This is a genomic window from Micromonospora sp. BS32, assembly GCF_059089345.1.
In genome coordinates, this window is record NZ_JBSSHR010000039.1 from 1 (window position 1) to 17,846 (window position 17,846).

Sequence of the window (17,846 nt, forward strand, 5' to 3'; positions counted from 1 at the left end):
CCAGCGCGGCCGACCTGAACCCCGAGATCGACACTTCGGAAAAGTCACTTCCCGGACCCGCCACACCCCAGCCTAGAACAACCCTCGCCACGGCCTCTTGACACAGAGGGGTGCCAGAAGCGGATGCGTCCGTGGGGTGATGCCGGCGCTCTGCCGCGTAGCTCGAAACGGACGGAACGCTATACCGTGACCGAGTGGATCTTCTCGTGGTGGGTGGCAGCGGCTTTCTCGGACTGAAAATCATCCGTCAGGCGCGGCGCGCCGGTCATCGCGTCGCGGCGACCTTCCACAGTCGCGTTCCCGCCGTCGCTGACGTTGACTGGAGGAATCTGGATATCCGCCACCGCGACGACGTCACGGCCTTGGTCCTCGCAGCACGGCCTGATGTGATCGTCAATGCCGCCTACCGGCAATCTGACTGGGCAACCACAGCCGAGGGCGGCATGCACGTCGCCCTTGCAGCGGCAGTCGTAGGAGCTCGCCTTGTGCACGTGTCCAGCGATGCGGTCTTCTCCGGTACGACGGCCCGCTACGACGAGACGCACGTCCCGGACCCCACGACACCATACGGTGCCGCCAAAGCCGCCGCCGAGACAGCGATCAAGGGCATAACGCCGACCGCCGTCATCGCCCGGACCTCGCTGATCATCGGTGACGGCGATTCCCAGCACGAGAGACACGTGCACGCACTGGCAGCCGGCGCCGTGACCGGTGCCCTCTTCACCGACGACGTGCGATGCCCGGTGCATGTCACCGACCTCGCCTCCGCCCTACTCGAACTGGCCGCGTCGCCATACGCCGGGATCCACCACGTCGCCGGCACGGATGCCATCAGCCGCTACGAACTCGGAGCGCTGATTGCACGCCGGGACGGTCTCGACCAAGCCACTCTTCCTACCGGGCTACGCGCCGGCACCGGCCTCCCCGGACCCATCGACGTGCGGTTGGATAGCACCAACACTCAAGCGCGGTTGAACACCCGCCTACGAGGCGCACGCGAGTTCCTCGCACCCCCGCCGACGTGACCAGGACGGCCGGCCCGCGCCAACAACGGACGTTGTAGCGAGGTGCGGCGATCAACTCATACACATCCACTCTTCGGCAAAGCAGAACGTCCGCGCCAGCGAGGCTCGGCTACGGACGGGCGCACCGGCTGCCCACGCGCTCGATCCGCGGCATGAGCGCGCGTCTGATACGAGACGCCAGCAGACACGACAGTCCTCCAACCCGTCCGGAGCGCACCTGCGGCATCCTCAGCGACAGAAGCAGGCGCTCAGGGCTGTGCGCTTCTGCCTATGAGGGCGTCCGCGTGTGTCTGCGTCAGTAGCCGCGGACGAGGAGTTGGACTCTGGTCTGGGGCCATGTCGTGCGGAGATAGAAGTCCTCGGCGGCGCGCCACCGCCTGATCCATTCCTCGCTGTTCTCGCCGCGGCCTCGCATCCGTTGCAGGCAGATCTCGCGTGGTGTGTCCACATAGGCGGTGAGGTGGTAGTAGGAGGTCAGCTCCGGGCGGGCGGAGTAGACGCCTTCCACGATCACCATGGCCCCTGGGTTGATCTCATTCCAGGTGGTGAGCTGTCCGGTGGTCCAGTCGTAGCTCTGGTACCGCGCCGTCTGACGGGCGCGCAACGGCGCCAGGACCTGGTCGCGGAGGCGTTGCCAGTCGAAGTATTGCTGGTATCCCTGCTGCGGGTCGAGCTGAGCGCGTTCCTGGTCGGGCATGGGGCGGTAGAAGTCGTCCCCGTGGACGACCGTCGCACCCTCGATCAGTTCGGCGACGGTCGCCGCCAGCGTTGTCTTGCCTGATCCGCCCGGGCCGTCGATGGCGATGATGGCTGTTTCGTCGGCGCGGGCCACGCTGCGCCCGGCCTCGGCAACGTCCTGTGCGCGTTCGAGGGTGTCCACGAGGTGCTGGTGTTCCCGTAGGGCGTCGTTGCGCCCGGAACTGGTGAGCACGATCTCCTTGGCCTGTCCGAGGGTGCCCGGTCCGGCGTCCAGCAGTTCCCGGGTGACGAGGATCGCGTCGATGATGGCGATGTTCCGGTCGCGGAGGAGCCGCTGGACGGCGTCCATGCCTTTGCCCTGGTCTAACAGCGGCCGACACTGCTGGACCAGGGCGGTGAGCCGCGCGGCCCGCTCCGGATCGAGGCCAAGCACCGTGTCGAACATACGAACTCCTACGGGGTGGGCGCGCTCGCTCGGGGACAAGCTATTTCCGACCACCCCGTACGGGCTACGTGTTTCACGCTGCTGGAGCAGAGTACGGGTCATGCGAGTAGGTGCGCGCTCGTCAGTACGACCGCGCTGGCCGCAGCCGCTCATCCGTCGCTCGCCGCGACGCCCGGTCGGCGGCAAATCAGTGCGCCTCATCTTGAGCGATCAACAGTCGATGAATGAGGAAGTCCCCCGGTCGGGTTGGCTCTGATTGCTGATCAAGTGCTGACCCGGCCCGGAGAGACCTATGACCAAGTCTGATAAGGAGATCATGGAATCTTGGAGGCGTTCAGCCTGCGGGACGGGGGAACTCGATGATGGCGCGGCTGGCGGCGTCGTGGAACAGGTCGGTCAACGGGCGGGTGACCAGAACCCACCGGTAGAGCGGCTCCTCACCCGGGCCGACCCCGTACAGAGCAGACTTCCACGCCTCGAAGGGCGGTACGAACCTCGGGCTGAGCCACGGTCCGGGGACGGCGAGGCGGCGTCCGGGTGTCTCGGATTCGACGAGCAACCGTTTCGCCAGCAGCGTCGAGCCGAGGTCGGCCAGTTGCCGGTCGTCCCAGCCGTTCCAGCGCAACAGGTTCTGCTCGGTCGGGTCTGGCAGGGCCAGGACCTGCAGATACAGCGACGCTTCCGGTCGGTTCAAACCGAACCGGGCGGCGATCCGTTCGACGGTATCCGGCACGGACAGCAACGGGTTCTGGCTGTACGCGCCAGCGGCAAACCACTCGTCTCCAGCGTTCTGATCATCCGCTCGAACGCGGGGTCGAGCATCAGCCGGACGGAGATGGGGCTGTGATCCGGCACGACGTTGAGCGCGGGATCATCCGGGTCCGCGATCACAGCCGGACGCAGGTGATACGACGTCAGGCCAGACTGGTAGGACGCACCGACCACGACCCCCGGCGGGAGCGGCGTCGGTACTGCGTCGTCGCGCAGCAGGACTGTGCCGATCAGCAGATCCGGGTTTCGCAGCCGGTCCCGGATCAACTGGTAGACACGGGCAAGATTCGCCCGGATCGGATCGCCGGCCGGCAGGTGATAGGCCAGCCACGCAAGTCCGGTAGCGGCACTCGGCAGGTGCCGATCGCTGAACGGCTCGCCACCGTCGGCCGCCTCGGTGAGCACGGCACCGGCCTCGATACGGCACCGGCCGTCGGTGTGCAGCCAATCTCCGGGTCTCGGTGCGCGGAAAACCCGCAGAATGCCGGTGGGAAACCCCATCACCGTACCGAGGTCGGCGAGCAGTTGCTCGGGCACGGGTATGCGGTGGCCTTGTAAAGCAATCCAGGTGGCGCAGAGCCGTCCGACATCTGGACCGTTCTCCCACAGCACGGCCGGCTCGTTCGGCATGGCCGCGTCGAGGACCCGGACGCGATGCTCGACCGGCACGGTCATCAGTTCCATGCGCGCGATAGTCGCCTCTCGGGCGGTCAGGCCGAGAACGGCGAGTTGCGCTTCAGAGAGGAAGTCGTCGTCGTCCCAGTCGCGCAGTGGCAGCCCGGCCAGCAGCAACGCGCTCTCCGCCCGGGTGAGCCCGGTGGCCGCGCAGACCTGCGCAACGTCCTGAGGCCGCCACGCGACCGGCCCGCGCTGCCGCAGGAGGTCCGCGACAGACCCACCCAGCACTCGCGCCAGCACATCGCGGTGTTCCGGTGTGGTCACCGGCGATGCCGCGACGATCGCCATGGCGCCGGGCGGAACCGGCACCTCATCCTCGAACAGCGCCTTCAGCGCATCCCGAAGCAACCCCGCATCACGCTCCACCGGACGATCATCCATCAGGCCGCACGCGAGCATCACTTCCGTGGCCACGCTGCATGCGCGGGAGCTGGCGACGCGCGCCGACTACGTCGCGCAGCCGGACGTATCCACGCCCGAGCCGCTCCGTTACACAGCCTGACGAACGCTCAGCGGCAGATCCGTGCACCGGATCTACGGGCCAGGCCGGCCATTTTCTGATCTGATGGCGCGGTGCGGATCGGTGCCTGCCAGACCCGGGAGATCCTCGGTGACGTGGACGTGGCGGTGACGGTCATCCAGGACTTCGCGGACCGGGCTGACGCGGCGGGGGTGGAACTGCTGCTGTTCCCGGAGTGCTTCCTGCAGGGCTATCTGGTCACGGCCCAGCATGTGCACCGCCACGCATTCGACGTGCGTTCGACGGAGTTCGCTGCGGTGCTGGCACGGCTGGTCGGCATCCGGCAGACGCTCGTGCTCGGCATGATCGAGCGGTGGCGGGGCCGGTACTACAACACGGCGCTGGTCGTCACGGGCGGTCGAGTGGTAGGCGAGTATCGCAAGACCTTCCTGACCGACGGAGAGTCGGTGTTCACCGCGGGCGACACCTACCCGGTGTTCACCCACGAGGGTGTGCGATTCGGCATCAACATCTGCTACGACACGCAGTTTCCGCAAGCAGCGGCCGCGGTGGCGGCGGGTGGGGCGCAGGTGTTGCTGGTGCCGGCGCAGAACATGATGCGCCGCGATAAGGCACTCTGGTGGCAGGCCCGGCACAACGAGATCCGCGCGCGACGGGTCCAGGAGACGGGCATGTGGCTTGTCTCCGCCGACGTCACCGGCGAACGTGACGAGTCCCGGATCGGGCTGGGCCCGACCTGCGTCATTGACCCAGCCGGCCAAGTGGTGGGGCAAGTCCGCACGGGGACGACCGGAATGACCACCATCGAGATCGACCCGCCGTAAGTCGCCCACCACCGACTTCGCTCCACTCGGCTCGCGGCAGAAGCGTGCACCTGACCTTGGCCGAGGTGCGACGAGTAGCGATGGCGGAAGCCGGGCTACGGTCGGCAGGGAGTCGTCTGCAGTCGCTAATGTCGTCATCGTGAGTGATCATCACGGCGACGCTTGGACACTGCACCGGCGCGACGACGGCCGAGTACTTGCTGATCTCGTCGTGACTGGTGGTGACTTCCCGTGGCTGAACGCTCGTGTCGACCCGAGGGAAGGGCTCGAGAAGGTCCAGCCGCTCTTCGCCGAGGAACTGCGCCTGCTCGGTGGTATTGATGAGGACGTCGAATCCTGGGAGCGCGCGTACGAGGCAGTCCGGAACGCCGTGACGCTTCGGTACCCAGAGGGCCACGAGGCTCCCGAATTCCTCCTCCATATCGATGGCAGCGAGGCGTGGTGGCGGTGGAGTGGCGAGCCGCTTGATGATGCGGAGGATGCCTAGCCATCGCGCCCGCTAGTGTCCCGTGACCCTGATCGGTTTACGTCGCGAACAACTCGAAAGTAGACCGATCAGGATCAAGGGACACTAGCTGGGTCGGGACCGCGATGGGGGCGGAAACCTCCAGGCGGAGTCGGATGGTTTCCGGCTTCCGACCGCCGACGGCGTTGCCTAGCGTCGATCGTGTGATCGAACTACGTGAGCTGACGAAACGCTACGGCGACCGGGTCGCCGTCGACGGGCTGAGCGTCCGGGTGCAGCCGGGGGTGGTGACCGGCTTCCTCGGCCCGAACGGGTCCGGCAAGTCGACGACGATGCGGATGATCCTCGGTCTGGATGCCCCGGACCATGGCGAGGCGCTGATCGGCGGCGTCCGGTACGCGGACCTGAACTGGCCGTTGAAGACGGTCGGCGCGCTCCTCGATGCCGAGGCGTTCCATCCCGGCCGCAGCGCCCGTGCGCACCTGGCCGCGCTGGCCGCGAGCAACGACATCCCCGGTTCCCGGGTCGAGCAGGTGCTGCGCATCGTCGGTCTGTCCGACGCGGCAACGCGGCGTGCCGGTACGTACTCGCTCGGCATGCGCCAGCGGCTCGGCGTCGCTGTGGCCCTGCTCGGCGACCCGGGCGTCCTCCTGCTCGACGAGCCGGTCAATGGGCTGGATCCGGAGGGCATCCGCTGGATCCGGGACCTGCTGCGCGCACTGGCCGCCGAAGGCCGGACGGTGTTTGTGTCCAGCCACCTGATCGCCGAGATGGCGCTGACCGCGGACCGGCTGGTGGTCATCGGCCGGGGCCGGCTGCTGGCCGAGACGACCGTCGCCGAACTCGCCGCCGGCGACGACAATCTGGAGGACGCGTTCTTCCGGCTCACCTCGCAGGCCACCGACTACCGGGGAACGGAAGTGTCATGAACGGCTACGGATTCCGGCACGTGGCCCGGATGGAGTGGATCAAGCTGCGCAGCGTCCGGTCGACGTGGTGGCTGGCGGCCGTGACGGTGGTCTCGATGGCTGTGGCCGGGGTCGGGGTGGGAGTCGGCTACCGATCGCATACCCCGGTCGCCACCGCCGCCCAGATCCTGAACAACAGCCTCGGCGGCGCCGTTGTGGCCCAGCTGCTCCTCGGAGCGCTCGGCGTCCTGATGGTGACCGGCGAATACGGCACCGGGATGATCCGCTCGACGTTCGCCGCCGTCCCGCGGCGTCGGATCGTCTTGGCCGCGAAGGTCGCCGTGTGCGGCGGCGCGGCTCTCGCCGTCGGCCTGGTCGCGAGCTTCGCCGGCTATCTGGGTGGGCAGCTCGCGATCCGCGGCACGGCCATCCCGGCCGCATCCCTCGGGGACGCGGCGATCCTGCGCGCGGTCCTGCTGACAGGCGGCTATCTGGGCGCCACCGCGCTGATCGGGGTCGGCGTCGGGACGGTGGTGCGGCACTCGGGCGCCGCGATCGGGACGCTGTTCGGTCTGATGTTCGTCCCGATGATCGTGGTCGGCCTCTTCGGTGAGAGCGGCATCGCGGTCGGCCGCTTCGTCCCGTTGCTGATGCTGCTCAACTCGATCGCGGTGACCTCGCCGGTACCCGGGCTGTTCTCCAGCTGGATCAGCGTGTTGCTGATGTGTGGGTACGCGGCGGTGGCGATCCTCTACGGTGGCGTGCTGCTCCGCCACCGCGACGCGTGACCGACGACAATGGGCCGATGAACGCGCTGCGCGCTCCGTTCACCACACTGGCCCTGCGCCAGGCCGTGTTCTGCGTGGTCGGTGTGGTCAGCGCGGTCGCGGCCCTGGCCGTACCGGCGCTCGTGCCGGGCCTGGGCGTCCTCCTCCTCTGGGCGACCGGAGCCATATCCCGAGAGCCCGCACCGACCGTCGCGCCGCTGTTCCTCGTCCTGTTCCCGCTCACCATCGCGCTCCTGGTCGTGCTGGCCGCCCCGACCGGGCGCGCGACGGGCGCCGTGCACCGCCGGCTTGCCGACCGGCTGCTCGACGTGCACGTGGATGCCCCGCCGCCACGGGCCTCGAACCGGATCGGCGCCCTGGTCGCCGACGGATCCGGCTGGCGGGCCGTCGGGTACGGACTGCTCAAGGTGCCACTGGCCATCCCCCAGGGCTACGGCGTGTTCTGCTACGTGCTCGGTCCGGTCAACCTCAGCTACCCGCTGTGGTGGCCGCTGTTCCGCAACCACCCGCCCGGCACCCGCCTCGGGCCGGTCTGGGCGCTGACGCCGTTCGGCCCCATCGGCACGCGGACCTTCGCCGGCACGTTCCTCATCGCCGCGGCCGGTCTCGCCATGCTGCTCGTCGCGCCGTGGTTGATGCGGGCCGGCACGACACCGGACGTTGCCGCGATGCGACGGCTGCTCGGTCCGCGTCGGCTCGCCGAGCGGGTACGCGAACTTCAGGTCAGCCGGGCCCGCGCGATCGACGACGCGGCCGCGATGATGCGCAGGCTGGAACGGGACCTGCACGACGGCGCGCAGATCCGGCTGGCCACGCTGGCGATGAACCTCGGCATGGCGACCGAGAAGCTCGGTGTCGACGGCCCGCCACCCGACCTCGCGCAGGCCCGCGAACTGGTCGCGCTCGCCCACTGCGGCGCGAAGGATGCCCTCGCCGACCTGCGCGACCTGGTGCGCGGGATCCACCCGCCGGTCCTCGACAACGGTCTCGGCGACGCGCTGGCGACGCTCGCGACGAGCAGCGCCATCCCGGTCGCGGTGAACGTCGAGCTGCCCGACCGCCCGGCGCCCGCGATCGAGACCATCGCTTACTTCTGCGCCGCCGAGCTGCTCGCGAACGCGGCCAAGCACAGCCGGGCGACCCGGATCGGGCTCGGCGTCGTCCGATCCGGCGAGCGCCTGATGTTGACCGTCACGGACGACGGCATCGGCGGGGCGAACCCGGACGGTCCCGGCCTGTCCGGCCTGGCCCGCCGCATCGCCGTCGTGGACGGCCTGATGCGTGTGCACAGTCCGGCCGGCGGTCCGACCCGGGTCGAGATCGAGCTGCCCACACACGTGTGAACGGAGGCGACGGCATGCGGGTGGTGATCGCGGAGGATGCCGCGATGATGCGCGAGGGGTTGGTCCGGCTGCTCACCGACCGCGGTTTCGACGTGTGCGCGGCGGTGGCCGACGCGGACGCGCTGCGGTCCGCGGTCGCCGCCTTCATGCCTGATGTGGCCGTGGTCGACATCCGGATGCCGCCGACGCACACCGACGAGGGGCTGCGCGCCGCGATCGACATCCGACGCGACCATCCCGACGTCGGGGTGCTGATGTTCTCCCAGTACGTGGAGACCCGCTACGCGACCCGCCTGCTCGCCGACCGGCCGACCGGCGTCGGATACCTGCTGAAGGACCGCGTCGCAGACGTCGCCGATTTCGTGGACGCGCTGACCCGGGTGGCATCCGGTGGCACCGCACTGGATCCGGAGGTGGTCGGCCACCTGATGCGGGCCGGGCAGGACACGGCCGGGGTGGCGTCGCTGACCCCCCGGGAGCGTGAGGTGCTTTCGCTGATGGCCGAGGGACGATCCAACGCCGGGATCGCGGCGGCTCTTGTCATCACCTCCGGAGTCGTGGAGAAGCACGTGGCGAACATCTTCGCGAAACTCGGTTTGCCGTCCTCGGATAGCGACAACCGCCGGGTCCTGGCCGTCCTCCGCCACGTCCGCGGCGGCTGATGTCACGTGATGCCGGGCACCGGACTTAGATCCACGTCCAAGGACGGACGGCTTTCCACACGCGCCCGCGCCAACGTGCACGGCGCGGATGGAGGTAGATCTAAATGTCGCCCAACCCACTGGTCGACCCAACGCGGCGTAGTTCGGGAACCACCCGGTCTTCGTCTAGTCGGCGATAGACCCTCGCCAGATGCCCCAGGCAAGTCGCGGCAAGTAGCCTCACCTGGCGATCCTCGTGATCGAGTAAACCAAGATAGAGTTCCTGCAGCTCCTTCCAGTCCCCACCGCCATACAGAACGGCGCCGACCATGGCGTCCAGGGCGCTGGAACGCTCGCCGCGATCGAGCGCCGCACGTACCTCGCCCGGTGTTGCCGGCGGTGGGTTGCGGAAGACGTGATGCTCATGGCTCATAGGCCGCATCTTTGCTCATCGGTGAGCCGGAGCGATCAACCGGCTAGACGCCAAGCGGCCGTCGAGTGCACTCACGTCGGCACAACCGCTCGACCTGCGGCAGATCCGTGCACGCAATCTCACTGAGTGCCGGGCCCGTGGGCGAGCCGCCGGTGGCGCTGTTACGTGGTCAGCGGTCCTCGGTGTTGAGAGCCGCGATCAGCTCGGCAGCCGGGGTGCTGCGTGGCCGGTCGCTGACCTGGCCGTCGCCGATCTCGACGATTCGCCACCGACCATCGTCACGCAGTGCTAAGTCCGCCGTCACGAACGGCAGGTCCAAGGCCCGCACCGAAGCTTCCACGGCCGTCAGGTCGAACTCCGCGGCTGGCTGGTGCTCCGGGGTATCCGGGTGCGCGGTGACCAGGCGGCAGGAACCCTCGACCCACCAGGTCCGCACCTCCGCCCCGACGAACGACTCGAACCGGCGCAGGACAAAGCCTCCGGCGTAGTCGTCACCACGCAACTGCCGAAACCGGCTGGCCACCCGCCATGCCGCGTCGCGATCAGCCACGTCCGGGATGAATGACGCCTCATGCCAATAGTGCTTCATCGACTTGCTGTAGTCACGCAGCACTGCCGGGCCGGCGCCGAGGGCCGCGCACGCTTGGAGGAAGTCGCGGCGATCGTCACCGGAAGTCCAGACCGACTCGGGAGTGTGGCCCTCAATCGCTGAGTACCAACCGGGAAGCTCATGTGCCCGCCGGTACTGCTCGGGGCTGGTTCGCACGCTCACACCGCGACCCGCGAGGGCACGTACCAATGCTGCGTAATGCTCATTTCGTAGCATCCACCCCCGGTAAACCGCATCCGCACCCTCGGGCACCCTGCCGACCGCCGTCCCATCCGCCTGCCCGCGAACGAAGGCGTCGTGATCGATCACCGCGACATCGATCCCGGCCTGACGGGCCGCTTCGGCCTCGTCGGCGAAGTGCTCGTCCGGGCGGCGGGGACGCAACACATCGGCGGGCACCAGCAACATCATGCAACAACGATCAGCTAAAGAGCCGACCAACGCATCCGAGTATCCACCCGAGGCACTGCTCAGCCGTTGACGCCCGGCATCACTGCCTAACCCCGGTAACGGTGCGCTGGCGGCAACCCCACCTCACCGCGGCGAGAGCGGACGGACCCTGCTGGCCAGGGCGTGTCTAGAGCGGATCCAGGAGCAGCACGCCATCCGGTGAGTAGAAGTAATCGCGCACGTACCGAGCCCAGTCTTCGATCTTCGGGTCTTCCGACTGCGACAACCACTCAGACAGACGCGCGTGCTCGTCGGTGTATCCGTTCTCCAGGAGCCACTGAAGCGTGTCGCCCCGGCCCGCTCCGAAGATGGCCTGGGCGTCGAAGCCGATGCCTAGGTCCATGTCGCCCGTGCGGAACTTCGCCCCATACAGGCGGGGCGAGTCCGCGGGATCGCCGATTAGGAACAGCAGAACGGCCGTCACGTAGACCTGCTCGTACTCGTCGCTCTCGCCCACGTCCGGGCATTCGCGCCACGCCCTTTCGAGGTCGAAGATTTCTCGGAGCATCGCGTGGTAAGGGCCAGGATCATCTACGTCAACCATCCGGAGCGCTTCCCGACGCGAAGCCGGACTCGAGAGGTCCAAAGACTCGGCCATGTGTGCACGCTAGTCGGTGTGCCCGCTCATCGGCACGTCCGGATGTATGCACCGGGCCGTTCACCTGCGTCGCCGGTATCGGGCCGGCCCTGATCTTCGTTCGCGCCCGGTCATGAGCGACCGCGCGCGGACCGCCGCATGATGCAGTCCGGGGCAAGGCCACCTTGCCTCTCGCTCCGGCTCAGGCCCACGGCGGGAGGAGTTGCCGGAGTAGCCCTCCAGAAGGATCGGATCCAGGTACCGGACCGGGACGCGATTGTGGACCGTGATTTTGCTGGTGCGGTCGCAGGAAACGCAGGCGACCAGGAGCAGGATGTCGAGGAGTTTGCCGTTGGCATTGACGCGGAACTTGCCGTCGCCGGTGCTGGCGAGGCCGGAATGGCGGTGGACGCAGCGGAACGCGAGCAGGGGAAGGTGCGTGCGCCGAAGGGTCCAGGACGGAACGATATGAGGACGCGTAGACATGATCCCTCTGAAGACCTGACGGAAGGCATGGGAAAAGAGCCGACGGCGACGTCGGCGACCGATGCACGGGGAAGGTGTCAGGTCTAAAGAGCAGGCGGCGTCACGCGGGGTGAAGTCCTCTCGTGAGTGGACCGGAGGAAAAAGATCCAGTTGCAAGGTAGGGCGGGACGGGCTGGCGAGGCCACCCATTTTTGTCTTGGTGCCGAGCACTGAGGGGCGGGGTCGGCGACCTGGGCATCGACCACGCGTCGTTCGCCCCCGTGGCCCCTGTCTGCCGTGTTCCGGCCGCCCCCGTGGGACTTGTTCCTCCCGCTGGCCTTCGCCCTGTCCCTCGGCAGCCTCGCGGGGACGACCGCCGCCTACCTGCCATGGCGGATTGGTGAACAGAGAGGATAGGAGCAGCCGCCTCGAAAGCCCGAGCCCGCACATCCGTCGTCGTCACGGCGGCGCTCGCATCGCGGCTATGAGCGGGCGCTTCGCCACGCCGATCACTGTTGGCCGCGGCTACGAGGGGAACAGCCTCCAGTGCCCCTCGGAAACGACCTCGACGGTGCCGTCGGTCACCTTGATGGCCGTCTGGTCGTCGATTGCGTACGCCGGACCGGCGATCTCGGCCGCCCATCTCTCGGCACCAGCGATGGTGTTGTCCGGCTCGAGACCTAGGTGCGGGAAGATCGAGAAGTCGACGACCCCCAGTGTGCGGTCGTCGGGCGCGGACTGCCACTCGACGAAGTCCGCACCGATCCGGGGGGTCAGCACCATGCTCCCAGCACTCAACCCCACCCAGACGGTGTCCCGCAGCGACGGCAGGAGATCCGCCAGCCCGGACTGCCGCATCCAGTGGCACAGGTACGTCGCATCGCCGCCGGCCACGAGCATGACGTCAGCCTCCCGGACCCAGGGGACCCACCGCTCCTCGCCGATGCTGGGCAGCGCTGTCAGCTCGAGGACGCCCAGCGACTTCCAGCCCAGGTCGCACATGGGTAGCGGCGTCTGCCCGGTGATGAAGCGCCAAGCCGAGGCTGGCCCGCCCATGGGGTGGGCCGCTGTAGGGATGCAGAGGGCACTGGAGTCGGCGATCGGCTTGCCCAGCAGGTCGACCAGCGCATCGCGGATGCTCGGGTTCTTGACGCCCGCCGACGTGAGAAGAAGTTTCACGCTTGCCTCCTGTACGTAGGGGTCATGACGCTCTCGCCGAGAGTCGGGAGATCGGGTGCATGGGAGTACAGACTGGACGCCATAACGAAACTCATCGCCGTTGCGACCCCTCAAGCCCCCCCGCACTCAATTCGGCTACTTGTTTCATTGACCGGCGGACCGTGGCCCGGTCAGGCTTCGGTCGAGGCGCCCGGGCTGTCGCTCTCAATTCGGCTGCCCACGCTGGTCGTGTGGCTCTCATTTGGCCTGCGCAGTCCCGGGTGCCGCCCCAGGGCGGGGAGAGGCTCAGGAGGGGTCTGCTCGGCTCGAAGTAGCGTTGCCCTCCCGGCTCGACAACCAGGTGGATCGAGCATCGGAGGACGCGTTAAGTGTCACGTCAGATCGTGTGGTCATCGGCATGGACCCGCACAAGCGCTCTGCCACGATCGAGGTCATGGCCGGCAACGAGACCGTCGTCGGCGGCGGCCGGTTCGACACCGACCGCAACGGCTACACAGCGATGAGGAAGTACGCCAGCCGGTGGCCGAACCGGGTCTGGGCGATCGAGGGCTGCCAGGGCATCGGCCGGCACATCGCCAACCGGCTACTGGCCGACGGCGAGCAGGTCGTCGACGTCCCGCCGAAGCTGTCCGCCCGGGCGCGGGTGTTCGCCACCGGCCAGGGCCGAAAGACCGACGCCACCGACGCCCACTCCATCGCGCTGGTCGGCACCCGCATGGCCGGGCTGCGCCCGGTCGTCAACGACGAGCAGCTCGCCATGCTGCGGATCCTCGTCGACCGCCGCCGTTCGCTCGGCGAGGACCACACCCGGATGATCTCCCAGCTGCATCAATTGTTGCTGGAGCTCATTGCGGGTGGCGCGAAGAAGAGCCTGTCCGCCGCCCAGGCAAAAGCACTGCTGGCCACGGTCCGGCCCCGTGACGCCGTCGGCAAGGCCCGACGGCGGGTCGCCGCGGAGCTGATCGGTGACCTCGAACGGGTCTACCGACGCTCCAAGGAAGCCGACAAGGAACTGACCGAACTGGTGGCCTCCACCGGCACCACGTTGATGGACCTGCACGGCATCGGGCCCTCCGGCGCCGCCCGGCTGCTGGTCGAGGTCAGCGACATCACCCGGTTTCCGAACCGGGCCCACTTCGCCTCCTGGAACGGCACCGCCCCCATCGACGCGTCCTCCGGCGAGCAGGTACGACACCGGCTCTCCCGTGCCGGGAACCGGCAGATCAACCGGGTACTGCACATCATGGCCACCGTCCAGCTACGCAACCCCACCGAAGGCCGCGCCTACTTCGACCGCAAGAAGACGTCCGGGAAGACGTCGATGGAAGCGATGCGAGCGCTGAAACGGCGCCTGTCCGACGTCGTCTATCGACGGATGATCGACGACGCCACGACGGCCACGGCGACGGGCCCGGGAGGACAACGGGAGACGACTACTGACTCCAGCGTGACCAGCTCACATCCCCATGCCGGCTCTTCGGAGAAGTCACTTCCCGGACCCGCCGAGACCCAGGATAGAACTCTCCTCCCGGCGGTGTCTTGACACAGAGGGGAGCCAGATCAGGATGCCGAGCGGTAGCGGTCGCCGTCACGCTCCGCAACGCGCGGATCGCGGCAGTAGCGGATGCTTGATCTTGGCGACAATGCCCCCGATCTTTGGCTTTCGGGCGGAACCGTTTCCAAGGTGGAGACCAGCTACACCGTCGCCGACGTCGCATCAGTTGGTCCCGCTCAGTCGCCCTGCGCTGGTCGATGCTCGTTGAGGGGGCTGGCTGCGTTGTGGCATTCGTTGTCGGACCCGCCCGCTAGCATCGCCGCGATCGCCAACGGGAGGAAGGGTGGGTGTCATGGCCCAGGGCGAGGTCACAACGTTCGTCGATAGGGACCTGCGGGGCGCGCGGTTCAGTAGGTCGACGTTGGCCGGTGCGGTGATGCGCGGCGTCGATGTGCGCGGGCTCGATATCGATGCGCCGTGGCTGGCGGACGGTGCACTGCTGATCAACGGTGTCGACGTCGTGCCGCTCGTCGAGGTCGAACTCAACCGGCGGTTTCCCGGGCGCGAGCTGAAGCGTGCCAAGGATCCCGATGGCCTGCGCACGGCGTGGGCGGCGCTCGAACGGGCCTGGGCGGCCGCGGTCGACCGGGTTGAGTCCATGCCCGAGGGCACCGCCGACGTCTCGGTCGATGGCGAGTGGTCGTTCGCGCAGACCCTGCGCCACCTCGCGTTCGCCACCGACGCATGGCTCGGCAAGGCGATCCTGCGCCTGCCGCAGCCCTTCCATCCGCTCGGGCACCCGCACGCCGAGTACGAGACGGATGGATTCGACATGTCGGTCTTTGCCACCGGGCAGCCGAGTCTCGCCGAGGTGCTCGATCTGCGTGCCGGGCGGCAGGCCATGGTGCGGGACTTCCTCGCGAGCGTCACGCCGGAGCTGCTCGCCGAGCCTCGGCCGACCGCGTGGTCACCCGATCACGAGGAGCCGGTCCTGCACTGCCTCCACGTGATCCTCGACGAGGAGTGGGAGCACCTCCGCTTCGCACTGCGCGACCTCGACACGCAGGAATAGGGCCTGGTGTAAACGTGGGCGGACCTCCCTCCGAAAGGACACCAGATTGCGTGACACTGCATAGTGCTCACGATGCGGCAAATCCGCGCACGTGATCATGTCAAGGGCCGCGACTCGGTGGGTGGGACAAGGCTGGGTCGATTCATAGCCCTGCACCACTTGGTTAAGGCCGATCGGGCCATGGCTAACTCCGCCGCCTACCTGTTCATGAGCGGCGGTTCGGGTCACTAACCTGGGCGACATGGCAGAACCCTCGGAGTACGAGCTTGCGGCGTGGCGTGACATTCAGCGGTTCAAGGGCAGGCCGCTGTCGGCCGCGTTGCGCAGCGCCGGCGAGGGCGTGTCCAACGGCGCCGCGGCACTCGGTCGGCGTGCGGCGACGTACCTGGAAAACCACCCGGGAGCCCAATCAGCCGTGTCGCGGGGGCGCGGCATCGTCGCCAAGGGTGCGAGCGCCATCGGCACCGGGGCTCGCAAAGCCGCCGGCGTCGTCCCCACCAGCGCGGCGGACTGGGGTGGCAGTGCTCTGGGCTCGATGCAACGAACGGTGGCGAAGATTTCGCGAGCGGGGCTCTCGCCCAAGCGGGTGGTGGAGCTCCACCAGAAGCGCGGGCACGACGTCACCAAGCTCTCCGACCTGCGGCGCCTCGACCTCGAGCAGATCCACGCGGTCCGCGGGCGGGCTTTGAGCTGGTACTACCCGGCTACTGCCGCAGTCTCGGGGATGGGTGCGGGGCTGGTGATCTCGGGAGGCGAGCTGGCTACCGCGGTCTCCGGCGGCGCGGCCGCGGCGCCGTCGGGAGGTGCCATCGTCAGCGCTTTCGCCGGCGACGCCGCCATCGTCATCGGACTCGCATCCCGCGCGGTCGGCCATGTCTCGCTGCTGTACGGCTACGACCCCGAAGAACCAGCCGAGAAGCTCTTCGTGCTGTCCGTCGTCAACGCCGGGACGGCCGCGTCCGCCGGCGCGAAGAACGCCGCCTTCGCGGACATCTCGCGCCTCACCCAGGCACTCGTCCGCGGTAAGACGTGGAAGGTTCTGAACGATTCGGTCGTCGCCCGGATCGCCGGACGGTTCGCGGAAGCGGTCGGCCACACCCTCACCAAGAAGGGCCTCGGCAAGGTCGTGCCGGTAGCCGGAATTCTGGTCGGCGGCACCCTCAACTGGACCACTCTGGAGGGAATCGTCGACACCGCCGAAATGGCGTACCGGCGCCGGTTCCTGCTGGAGAAGTACCCTCAGCTTCTGGACGAGGAACCAATCGAAGCCTTCGTTGTTGAGGACACGGACGACCCGAACGACGTAGTCGACGACGGGTTCAGCGTGCTCGGCGAACTCGCTGTGGAGGGCGGACCCGACCTGCGCTGAATCCGGAGCGGGCCGCCTACGGTAGGAGCTCGACGAAGCCGTCGGTGCCGTGCAAGCGAATGCGCTGGCCGTCACGGATCGGGCGGGTGGCCCGCTCGACGCCGATGACGGCCGGCAGGCCGTACTCCCCGGGCAATGACAGCGCCGGGGGTCATCAGCCCGCCAACCTGGGAGACCAAGCCCAGCGTTCCTCATGGCCGAGACCGGTGGTATCCGCTTCTCATCGGCAGAGCCGCGAACGGCTAATCATGTTCCGGAGGCCATGTAGGCGGCCAGGATGTAGTCGGGGTGCCGGTCGAGGTTTTTGCGGGCCCGGTCGTAGCGCATGGTGGTTCGGGGGATGTCGCGTGACGCTATTCTGCCGCCGTGCCGAACCGCTTCTATCGCAGTCGTTGGCGTGGGATGAGTGCCTGGCGGAGTTGCTGGTCCAGCTCGGGGACCACGGCCTGGTCGCCATGGTCAAGATGGACGGCGAACGCCAACGGGGCCGCTGGACGGTGCTGGTGTCAGGCAGCCCGTTGGGCGGGGAATTCGTGCGGTGGGACGGTGATGACTTGAACGCCGGGCTGTCGCAGGTGATAGCCAACCTTCAGGAGCGGGTCCCGGGACTGCTCGACTGAGCGAATACGGGCAGCGATCATTCCGACTCATCGACCCAATCCATGCTGGGGTCCTCTTCGTCCGGGGACGCTGCGATCACCTGGTCCCATGCGTTGACGATGGCTGCGGCCTGCCGCTCGCTACGGGCCAAGCCACTGAGCAGGACGTTGTTCTGATAGTCGATGATCTCGAAGCGCCATCGATCGAGTTCAGGCCGGTGTTCCAGCGTTGCCCAGAAGTGGCCAGAAAGATCGCTGGGGAACTTCGCCTCTGCCACGTACCGCTCCTCTGCCTGAAGCCCACATCAGTGATCCTGCCCGAACAGCTTGTCCTGTCACGGGACATGCCTGACGCTCGCGTCCCACCAGATGCTTGACGGTCAAACCCTGGTTCGGTTCAAGGGGTCTGCTGCACCGGTAGGTGACATCTGAGATGGCTTGCCCTGGTGGCGGGCTGGAAGGATGTTGCTGTGCCCAAGCCCTACCCTCGTGAGTTCCGCGATGATGTTGTGCGGGTGGCCCGTGACC

The 17,846-nt window shown here is 67.9% G+C and carries 20 protein-coding genes; 11 read left to right on the top strand and 9 right to left on the bottom strand.

The features are described 5' to 3' along the window. Window positions 1-194: 194 nt before the first annotated feature. Window positions 195-1,025 carry a sugar nucleotide-binding protein gene (locus AC5RWQ_RS29855; RefSeq protein WP_494285937.1) on the top strand — a complete coding sequence of 277 codons (831 nt, stop codon included), beginning with the start codon at window positions 195-197 and terminating at the stop codon, window positions 1,023-1,025. 295 nt (window positions 1,026-1,320) lie between these two features. Here AC5RWQ_RS29855 and AC5RWQ_RS29860 read toward each other — a convergent pair whose 3' ends face one another. The 3 genes from AC5RWQ_RS29860 to AC5RWQ_RS29870 all read right to left on the bottom strand — a co-directional run bounded on the left by AC5RWQ_RS29860 (window position 1,321) and on the right by AC5RWQ_RS29870 (window position 4,032). Further along, complete coding sequence (locus AC5RWQ_RS29860; protein ID WP_494285938.1) at window positions 1,321-2,169, bottom strand: uridine kinase family protein; 849 nt, start codon at window positions 2,167-2,169, stop codon at window positions 1,321-1,323. 334 nt (window positions 2,170-2,503) lie between these two features. Next, window positions 2,504-2,911, bottom strand: coding sequence for a hypothetical protein (locus AC5RWQ_RS29865; RefSeq protein WP_494285939.1), 408 nt, complete (start codon window positions 2,909-2,911; stop codon window positions 2,504-2,506). Further along, window positions 2,860-4,032, bottom strand: coding sequence for a hypothetical protein (locus tag AC5RWQ_RS29870; protein ID WP_494285940.1), 1,173 nt, complete (start codon window positions 4,030-4,032; stop codon window positions 2,860-2,862). Before AC5RWQ_RS29870 ends, AC5RWQ_RS29865 begins: the two co-directional genes overlap by 52 nt. Window positions 4,033-4,191: 159 nt before the next feature. Here AC5RWQ_RS29870 and AC5RWQ_RS29875 point away from each other — a divergent pair, with 159 nt between their 5' ends. The 6 genes from AC5RWQ_RS29875 to AC5RWQ_RS29900 all read left to right on the top strand — a co-directional run bounded on the left by AC5RWQ_RS29875 (window position 4,192) and on the right by AC5RWQ_RS29900 (window position 9,090). Continuing rightward, window positions 4,192-4,923: a carbon-nitrogen hydrolase family protein gene (locus tag AC5RWQ_RS29875; RefSeq protein WP_494285941.1), complete on the top strand. Its 732-nt coding sequence runs from the start codon at window positions 4,192-4,194 to the stop codon at window positions 4,921-4,923. Window positions 4,924-5,062: 139 nt separating this feature from the next. Further along, the gene (locus tag AC5RWQ_RS29880; protein WP_494285942.1) at window positions 5,063-5,410 is read left to right on the top strand and encodes a hypothetical protein; all 348 of its coding nucleotides are present in this window, start codon (window positions 5,063-5,065) and stop codon (window positions 5,408-5,410) included. A gap of 182 nt (window positions 5,411-5,592) precedes the next feature. Then, on the top strand, window positions 5,593-6,318 hold the full coding sequence (locus AC5RWQ_RS29885) for an ABC transporter ATP-binding protein (protein ID WP_494285943.1): 726 nt from the start codon (window positions 5,593-5,595) through the stop codon (window positions 6,316-6,318). Continuing rightward, window positions 6,315-7,085, top strand: a complete 771-nt coding sequence (locus tag AC5RWQ_RS29890) for an ABC-2 transporter permease (RefSeq protein ID WP_494285944.1) — start codon at window positions 6,315-6,317, stop codon at window positions 7,083-7,085. The genes AC5RWQ_RS29885 and AC5RWQ_RS29890 overlap by 4 nt, the downstream gene beginning before the upstream one ends. A gap of 17 nt (window positions 7,086-7,102) precedes the next feature. Beyond that, the gene (locus AC5RWQ_RS29895) at window positions 7,103-8,428 is read left to right on the top strand and encodes a sensor histidine kinase (RefSeq protein WP_494285945.1); all 1,326 of its coding nucleotides are present in this window, start codon (window positions 7,103-7,105) and stop codon (window positions 8,426-8,428) included. A gap of 14 nt (window positions 8,429-8,442) precedes the next feature. Continuing rightward, window positions 8,443-9,090, top strand: coding sequence for a LuxR C-terminal-related transcriptional regulator (locus AC5RWQ_RS29900; protein WP_494285946.1), 648 nt, complete (start codon window positions 8,443-8,445; stop codon window positions 9,088-9,090). Between the two features lie 100 nt (window positions 9,091-9,190). Here AC5RWQ_RS29900 and AC5RWQ_RS29905 read toward each other — a convergent pair whose 3' ends face one another. The 5 genes from AC5RWQ_RS29905 to AC5RWQ_RS29925 all read right to left on the bottom strand — a co-directional run bounded on the left by AC5RWQ_RS29905 (window position 9,191) and on the right by AC5RWQ_RS29925 (window position 12,783). Then, complete coding sequence (locus AC5RWQ_RS29905) at window positions 9,191-9,502, bottom strand: hypothetical protein (protein WP_494285947.1); 312 nt, start codon at window positions 9,500-9,502, stop codon at window positions 9,191-9,193. Window positions 9,503-9,671: 169 nt separating this feature from the next. Continuing rightward, entirely contained in the window at window positions 9,672-10,523 is an 852-nt protein-coding gene (locus AC5RWQ_RS29910) for an ATP-grasp domain-containing protein (protein WP_494285948.1), read from the bottom strand. Window positions 10,524-10,689: 166 nt separating this feature from the next. Further along, on the bottom strand, window positions 10,690-11,160 hold the full coding sequence (locus AC5RWQ_RS29915; protein WP_494285949.1) for a hypothetical protein: 471 nt from the start codon (window positions 11,158-11,160) through the stop codon (window positions 10,690-10,692). 60 nt (window positions 11,161-11,220) lie between these two features. Further along, window positions 11,221-12,054 carry a DUF1062 domain-containing protein gene (locus tag AC5RWQ_RS29920; protein ID WP_494285950.1) on the bottom strand — a complete coding sequence of 278 codons (834 nt, stop codon included), beginning with the start codon at window positions 12,052-12,054 and terminating at the stop codon, window positions 11,221-11,223. A 75-nt stretch (window positions 12,055-12,129) separates the two neighbouring features. Then, complete coding sequence (locus tag AC5RWQ_RS29925) at window positions 12,130-12,783, bottom strand: Type 1 glutamine amidotransferase-like domain-containing protein (RefSeq protein ID WP_494285951.1); 654 nt, start codon at window positions 12,781-12,783, stop codon at window positions 12,130-12,132. A gap of 397 nt (window positions 12,784-13,180) precedes the next feature. Here AC5RWQ_RS29925 and AC5RWQ_RS29930 point away from each other — a divergent pair, with 397 nt between their 5' ends. From AC5RWQ_RS29930 to AC5RWQ_RS29945, 4 genes are all read left to right on the top strand, one after another. Continuing rightward, complete coding sequence (locus AC5RWQ_RS29930) at window positions 13,181-14,326, top strand: IS110 family RNA-guided transposase (RefSeq protein WP_494285952.1); 1,146 nt, start codon at window positions 13,181-13,183, stop codon at window positions 14,324-14,326. 304 nt (window positions 14,327-14,630) lie between these two features. Beyond that, window positions 14,631-15,350 carry a DinB family protein gene (locus AC5RWQ_RS29935; RefSeq protein ID WP_494285953.1) on the top strand — a complete coding sequence of 240 codons (720 nt, stop codon included), beginning with the start codon at window positions 14,631-14,633 and terminating at the stop codon, window positions 15,348-15,350. A 241-nt stretch (window positions 15,351-15,591) separates the two neighbouring features. Next, entirely contained in the window at window positions 15,592-16,719 is a 1,128-nt protein-coding gene (locus tag AC5RWQ_RS29940) for an EcsC family protein (RefSeq protein ID WP_494285954.1), read from the top strand. A gap of 347 nt (window positions 16,720-17,066) precedes the next feature. Continuing rightward, on the top strand, window positions 17,067-17,339 hold the full coding sequence (locus AC5RWQ_RS29945; RefSeq protein ID WP_494285955.1) for a hypothetical protein: 273 nt from the start codon (window positions 17,067-17,069) through the stop codon (window positions 17,337-17,339). 17 nt (window positions 17,340-17,356) lie between these two features. Here the strand turns inward: AC5RWQ_RS29945 and AC5RWQ_RS29950 are convergent, their stop codons facing one another. Next, window positions 17,357-17,596: a hypothetical protein gene (locus AC5RWQ_RS29950; protein ID WP_494285956.1), complete on the bottom strand. Its 240-nt coding sequence runs from the start codon at window positions 17,594-17,596 to the stop codon at window positions 17,357-17,359. Between the last annotated feature and the right edge of the window lie 250 nt (window positions 17,597-17,846).